The organism is Neisseria sp. HMSC078C12 (genome assembly GCF_001838065.1).
GTDB lineage: Bacteria > Pseudomonadota > Gammaproteobacteria > Burkholderiales > Neisseriaceae > Neisseria.
This window is the reverse complement of sequence record NZ_KV835595.1, coordinates 1-6,362: the sequence shown is the minus strand read 5'-3', so window position 1 is coordinate 6,362 and position 6,362 is coordinate 1. Positions and strand designations below refer to the sequence as shown.

Genomic DNA, 6,362 nt, shown 5'->3' with positions numbered 1-6,362 from the left:
GCCACCATTATTCAGACCGCCGGCAGCAAACAGCGTCAGGCCATAGAAGTTGATGAGGAAGAACAAGTCAGCGGCCAAACCACACCGAGTAAAGACAGCGATGCCCGTTGGACAAAGAAAAACGGTTTATACAGACTCGGTTACAAACAACATACCCGCACCGATGAAGAAGGCTATATCGAGAAACTGCACATTAATCACGCAGCGCAAGGCGGGGGAAACGTTGCGGTGCGGGTAATACAGATAAAAGCCGGTGAAGGTATGGCTGGCGTCTTTTAACACCCGCACCAACTCGCCTGCGGCAATTTCCTGCCGCACCAGCCCAAGCGGCACATAACCCAGTCCCAAGCCGCGTTTGGCGGCATCGATGATGGAGTCGTCGCTGCCGAATGTCCATTGTCCTTGCGGTGTGAATTTCATCGGCTTGCCGTTTTGCTGCAAATCCCATTCGTAAACGCCGCCCGTTTGAAATTGATAAGCCAAACAGCTGTGCTGCGCCAATTCTTCAATGGTTTTTGGCACGCCAGATTGATTGAAATACTGCGGCGAACCGATTAACGCCATTTCTTCATCGCCGCTAATCCGCACGGCAATCATTCCCTCTGCCAAGGTATTGCCCCAACGGACGCCCGCATCAAAGTGTTCGCTGATGATGTCGTTCAATCCTTCATCATTAATCAATATCAGCCGAATGTCGGGATACATTTATTGAAATTTTGCCAGCTTCAGGATTAATACTTTATTGATGCCGTATTGGCTGGAGGTGATCCGCACCGTGCCGGCGGGATTGTCTTTCAGGTAGCCGAGCATAGCTATTTCGTTGTCAATATCGGTCAGGCTACGCGAGACGGTTTTAAACAATTGTGCACCCGCCGTGGTTAAGGCAAGGCTGCGGGTGGTGCGGGTGAAGAGTTGAATGTCCAAACGCGCTTCAAGTTGCTTGATGCGGTAGCTTAATGCAGATTGCGACAGCCCCAGTTTGTTCGCCGCTTTGGTAAAGCCCTGTTGTTGCGCCACTTCAAAAAACAGATAGAAGTCGTTGTAGTTTTCATAAATGGCTATTAATAAACCCCGCTAATTCCCACTTGTTTTCGCGTATTTTACCTTGATTCAGAAATACAGCCAATAAGTGTTATTCAAAATCGGCGTATTATCATTTTCTCCGACCGCCTTATAATGAACGCCATCAATTCATTCAACGGAGAACAGCAATGACAGCAAAACGCAAAATTAATACCCTACTGAACGCACTGATTTTATCTACAACATTAATAGGACAGAAATAGGACAGAAATAGGACAGACCGCTATGGCAAACGTTACCATTACCCCGGAAAAGGGAGCACAATCTCTTTCATTAACCAACCGCTGGGATAAGATTTTCCCGCAATCCGCTCAGGTTGATCAGCAGAAAGTTACCTTTAAAAACCGCTACGGCATTACCTTGGCTGCCGATTTATATACGCCAAAATCAATGAAAAGCGGCGACAAGCTGCCCGCCATTGTGTTGGCAGGCCCGTTCGGCGCAGTGAAAGAGCAAGTTTCCGGCTCGTATGCACAAACCTTGGCGGAACGCGGATTTGTCCCCCTTGCTTTTGACCCGTCTTACACGGGCGAAAGCGGCGGCGAGCCGAGAAATCTCGCCAGCCCCGAAATCAATACCGACGATTTCAGCGCGGCAGTAGATTTCTTATTGTTGCAGAATTTTGTGCAAGATGGACAAATCGGTATTCTGGGCATTTGCGGCTGGGGCGGTATGGCATTGAATGCCGCCGCCATCGACACCCGCATTAAAGCGGTGGCAACCAGCACCATGTATGACATGAGCCGCGTGTTTACCTACGGCTATAACGACAGCACCACACCAGAGCAACGCCACCAAGCCCGTCAGCAGTTTAACCAAAACCGCACTGAGAACGCGAGAAACGGCGTGAACAGCACCTTTGCTCCGCTGCCCGATAAAACGGACGCCTCACAGCCGCAGTTTGTGCAGGATTATGTGAACTTTTATAAAACCCCGCGCGGTTTTCACCCACGTACCGTCGGTTCAAGCACTGCCGACAGCCAAAACGGCTGGGTGAACAGTATGCCGCTGGCGTTTATGAATATGCCGTTGCTCAGTTTTGCCGACGAAATCCAAGTGCCGGTGTTGTTGGTGCACGGTGAAAACGCCCATTCGCGCTATTTTAGCGAAGACGCCTTCAAAAAACTGACCGTCGCTGACAAAGAACTTTACCTCGTCAAAGGCGCAAAACATACGGATTTATATGACAATCAGGCAGGGAAAATACCTTATGACAAGTTTGAACAGTTTTTTAAAGCGAATCTGAAATAAGTACAGACCAGCGGATTCGCATTTGAAGTGCAACTTTCCATAACAGAAAAAGGCCAGTATGCGGTAGCATACGGCCTTTCCTGCAAGAAAGATTGCCATGAGCTACACGCAACTGACCCAAGACGAACGATATCATATCCAATACCTGTCCCGCCACTGCACCATCGCCGAAATCGCCAAACAGCTTAACCGCCGCAAAAGCACCATCAGTCGCGAAATCAAACGGCACCGTACCCAAGGGCAGCAATACAGCGCTGAAAAAGCCCAGCGGCAAAGCCGGACTATCAAACAGCGTAAGCAAAAACCCTATAAGCTCGATTCGCAACTGATTCAGCACATCGACACCCTTATCCGCCGCAAACTCAGTCCCGAACAAGTGTGCGCCTACTTGTGCAAACACCACCAAATCACGCTCCACCACAGCACCATTTACCGCCACCTCCGCCAAGACAAAAGCAACGGCGGCACTTTGTGGCAACACCTCAGAATATGCAGCAAACCCTACCGCAAACGCTACGGCAGCACATGGACCAGAGGCAAAGTGCCCAACCGCGTCGGCATAGAAAACCGACCCGCCGTCGTCGACCAAAAATCCCGCATCGGCGATTGGGAAGCCGACACCATCGTCGGCAAAGGACAGAAAAGCGCGTTACTGACCTTGGTCGAACGTGCTACCCGCTACACCATCATCTGCAAATTGGATAGCCTCAAAGCCGAAGACACTGCCCTAGCGGCCATTAGGGTATTAAAGGCACATAAAGCTAGAGTGCACACCATAACCATGGACAACGGTAAAGAATTTTACCAACACACTAAAATAGCTAAAGCATTGAAAGCGGAGAATTATTTTTGCCGCCCCTACCATTCTTGGGAAAAAGAGATGAATGGGAACACCAACGGACTCATCCGACAAATTTTCCCCAAACAAACCGATTTCCGGAACATCAGTAATCGGGAGATACGCAGGGTTCAAGATGAGTTGAACCACCGGCCAAGAAAAACACTTGGCTATGAAACGCCAAGTGTTTTATTCTTGAATCTGTTCCAACCACTGGTGCCCTAGTGTTGCACTTGAAATCCGAATCCAAGGTCGTCTGAAAACTTTTCAGACAACTTTTGCCGGCATTTACAGTTGTAATGAGACGTTTGTTTGAATTAAATTCCGTTTATCTGAAATGAATTGTAGATTTATAGATATAATGGTATTTTACTCAAATTACAAGTTAAGTATCTGTTTGGTATTTTGTTATTGTTATGAAAGATTATTGGAAAACAACTATTGCTTTAGACTACTTTTGAATATTGGGTTTGTAACCCATTCTATATTTATTAAATTAATAAAAGATATTTCGGTAGAAATTTTAAAATATGGTAAAGATTTTTATATGTATTTTTTATTTTATCTTTATGATATGTTATTTTTTATTAGGTGGAATTTTATATGTGTACAGGAGAGAATATTATGATATTTTTATTATTTTTGTAAAAATTAATAAGTATATATTCTATGGTGGGGGGATCACTCTTTCTTTTCTTTCCTCCATTGTAAAGTTTATTATTGGTAATATTACAGAGTCAAGTAAATTTTTTAAACAAATTAATATGATTTTTTATATTGTTCAATATATTAATTTATTTATATTTTTTGCAATTTGTATTTCCGTTTTTTGGGTTGTGGTTTTTAGTTTAAAATTTGGAGTATGAGAATGCCAAACGCTGGATTTAGTTTTTTAAATATTGCACGTGAAAATGGATTAAGTACTGCTGATGCGATTCAAAATGCTAATAATATTCAGAAATATTTAGCCACGCCTGAAGCAGATAGAAATTCATTGGATGGCCTTGATGCTGCAATCGCAGCCTTATCTTTCGCCGCTACAAGTGCTGCTATGGGAGCTTCTGTAGCCAATGCAGGTCCCTCTGGTAATGCAAATGCAGTTGGTGCTATGTTGACGGGAACTGCATATCAATTGAATGGGGCAGTTGCTTCAGCTTCTATGGCTGCAACTTATGCATATTTGAAGAAAGGACAATTTGATAAAGCTGCATCTGCGGGTTTAGGGATCGTGTCTAGTTTGTCTGGGATGGCGCAGATTTATGCTTCTACCAAACCTGGTGTAAATCCTGCTGAAGGATGGGCAGCGGCAATTGGTAGTTTGTCAACAGGAGCTAACTTGGTTCTGAATAATTCAGAGTTGTTGAAGACTATTTCTGATAAAAATGGTCAGTTATATGATAAAAAGTTGAAAGATTTTGAGAAATGGTTTCTACCTAAGGCCTTTGCATTTGGTGAAGGTTTTGAAAAAGCAATCTCACCTGCCGCTTGGGAGAAATTCTTAAAGGATTTATTTGAAAAGGCGGACCAAGGGTGGAAGAATTTCTATAAAGAACAGCTAGAAGAAGGGCTACTGCCTGCTTTATTGGATTTAACGGACTTCTTAGATAAGGTTCTTGAGCCATTTAAGACGTATAACAAAGATGGCAAATACCACATCTACGATCCGCTTACCCTAGACCTAGACGGCGATGGTATCGAAACCGTTTCCCACAACGGCTACAAAGGCGCATTGTTCGACCATGATGGCGACGGTATTCGCACGGCTTCAGGCTGGGTTGCTTCAGACGACGGTTTGTTGGTTGTTGACCGCAACGGCGACGGCATCATCAATGACGGCAAGGAGCTTTTCGGCGAAAGTTCCGTTTTGAAAGACGGCACGAAGGCGGTGCACGGCTATGCGGCTTTGGCGGAATATGATTCTAATGGCGACGGCGTGGTCGATGCTAAAGATGCTGACTTTGACAAATTGCGCGTATGGCGCGATTTGAATCAAGATGGTGTCAGCCAAAAAGAGGAGTTGTTTACGCTGGAAGAAGTCGGCGTACAGTCTCTGAATGTTGCATATCAAGATACCAATCAAAATCTTGGCAATGGTAACCGTCTGTCGCAGGAAGGCAGCTATACAGGCAAAGACGGCAATGTGCGCAAAATGGGCGATTTGTTGTTTGGCAACAATACGCTTTACAGCCGTTATAGCCAATCCGTCAATCTGACCGACGAACAGCGTGCGGCGGCAAACCTGCAAGGCATCGGCCGTTTGCGCGATCTGCGCGAAGCGGCAGCCCTTTCGCCCGCACTTGCCGCAGCATTGCAGGCATATACCAAAGCGGAAACCAAGGTACAGCAAAAAGCTCTCTTGGACGATCTGGTTGACAAATGGGCGCAAACCGATCCGAATTACAGCGTTGGCACACGTTTTTCTGCCCCCATGCTGCGCACTGCGAACGAAGGTGTCGCATTGACTCCGGGACAGGAAAAGGCAATGCTGATGGTAGGCAGCGTTTCAGATGAGTACAAAGAAAAACTGCACGAATTGCGCACGAAAATTGCAGCATTGGACGCATTCTCGGGTGAAAAATCCGGTGTTATCTATGTGCAAAGCAAAGAGCAGATGGAAAGCTTCCTCAAAACCGTACGCGAAACTTACGGCAAGCTGACAGACAACGTTTATGAAAACCTGCTCTTCCAAACCCGTTTGCAACCGTATTTGAACAAAATCGGACTGAAGCTAGAAAACGGCGAATTCAAACTCGATTTCACTGATGTCGCCGCTCTCTTTGGTGAAGTGTACGCCCGCAGCCCTGAAAAAGCCTTTGTGGATTTGGGCGAATTTTTAGCGTACAGCAAAATCAGTTCGGGTGATAACGCATTTACCGAACTCTCATCGCTGATGGCGCAATATTCGCTGGATGCTGTAAACAGCGGTACATTCGAACAATATGCCGAAGCCTTGGGCAAAGAAGCGATGGAAAAACTCGGCCATAAAACTGGTACGGAAAAAGACGATACGCTTTATGGCAACGAACTTGCCAACTTTATTACAGGCGGCGCGGGGGATGATGCAATCAGCGGCTATGGTGGTAATGACATACTGCATGGCGGATCAGGTAATGACACATTACAAGGTGGTGCAGGTAAAGATACCTTGGCAGGAGGGACCGGAGACGACAGACTGTACGGTGGCGACAGC

General features: G+C 46.1%; 4 protein-coding genes and 2 pseudogenes. 4 read left to right on the top strand and 2 right to left on the bottom strand.

Annotated features, from left to right (window positions below):
• Positions 1-195: pseudogene (locus HMPREF2596_RS11195) on the top strand (IS5/IS1182 family transposase); the annotation flags it as partial.
• Here HMPREF2596_RS11195 and HMPREF2596_RS11465 read toward each other — a convergent pair.
• Together HMPREF2596_RS11465 and HMPREF2596_RS11460 are read right to left on the bottom strand one after the other, a co-directional pair.
• Entirely contained in the window at positions 127-705 is a 579-nt protein-coding gene (locus HMPREF2596_RS11465; RefSeq protein ID WP_210401062.1) for a LysR substrate-binding domain-containing protein, read from the bottom strand. The pseudogene HMPREF2596_RS11195 and the gene HMPREF2596_RS11465 sit on opposite strands and share 69 nt — an antisense overlap.
• Complete coding sequence (locus HMPREF2596_RS11460; protein WP_283140399.1) at positions 706-1,029, bottom strand: LysR family transcriptional regulator; 324 nt, start codon at positions 1,027-1,029, stop codon at positions 706-708.
• A 279-nt stretch (positions 1,030-1,308) separates the two neighbouring features.
• On the opposite strand from HMPREF2596_RS11460, the gene HMPREF2596_RS03530 reads away from it, so the two are divergent.
• The 3 genes and pseudogenes from HMPREF2596_RS03530 to HMPREF2596_RS03515 form a co-directional block, all read left to right on the top strand.
• Complete coding sequence (locus HMPREF2596_RS03530) at positions 1,309-2,334, top strand: alpha/beta hydrolase (RefSeq protein ID WP_070849668.1); 1,026 nt, start codon at positions 1,309-1,311, stop codon at positions 2,332-2,334.
• A 97-nt stretch (positions 2,335-2,431) separates the two neighbouring features.
• Positions 2,432-3,397: an IS30 family transposase gene (locus HMPREF2596_RS03525; protein WP_070849666.1), complete on the top strand. Its 966-nt coding sequence runs from the start codon at positions 2,432-2,434 to the stop codon at positions 3,395-3,397.
• Positions 3,398-4,577: 1,180 nt separating this feature from the next.
• Positions 4,578-6,362, top strand: a pseudogene (locus HMPREF2596_RS03515) (hypothetical protein); the annotation flags it as partial.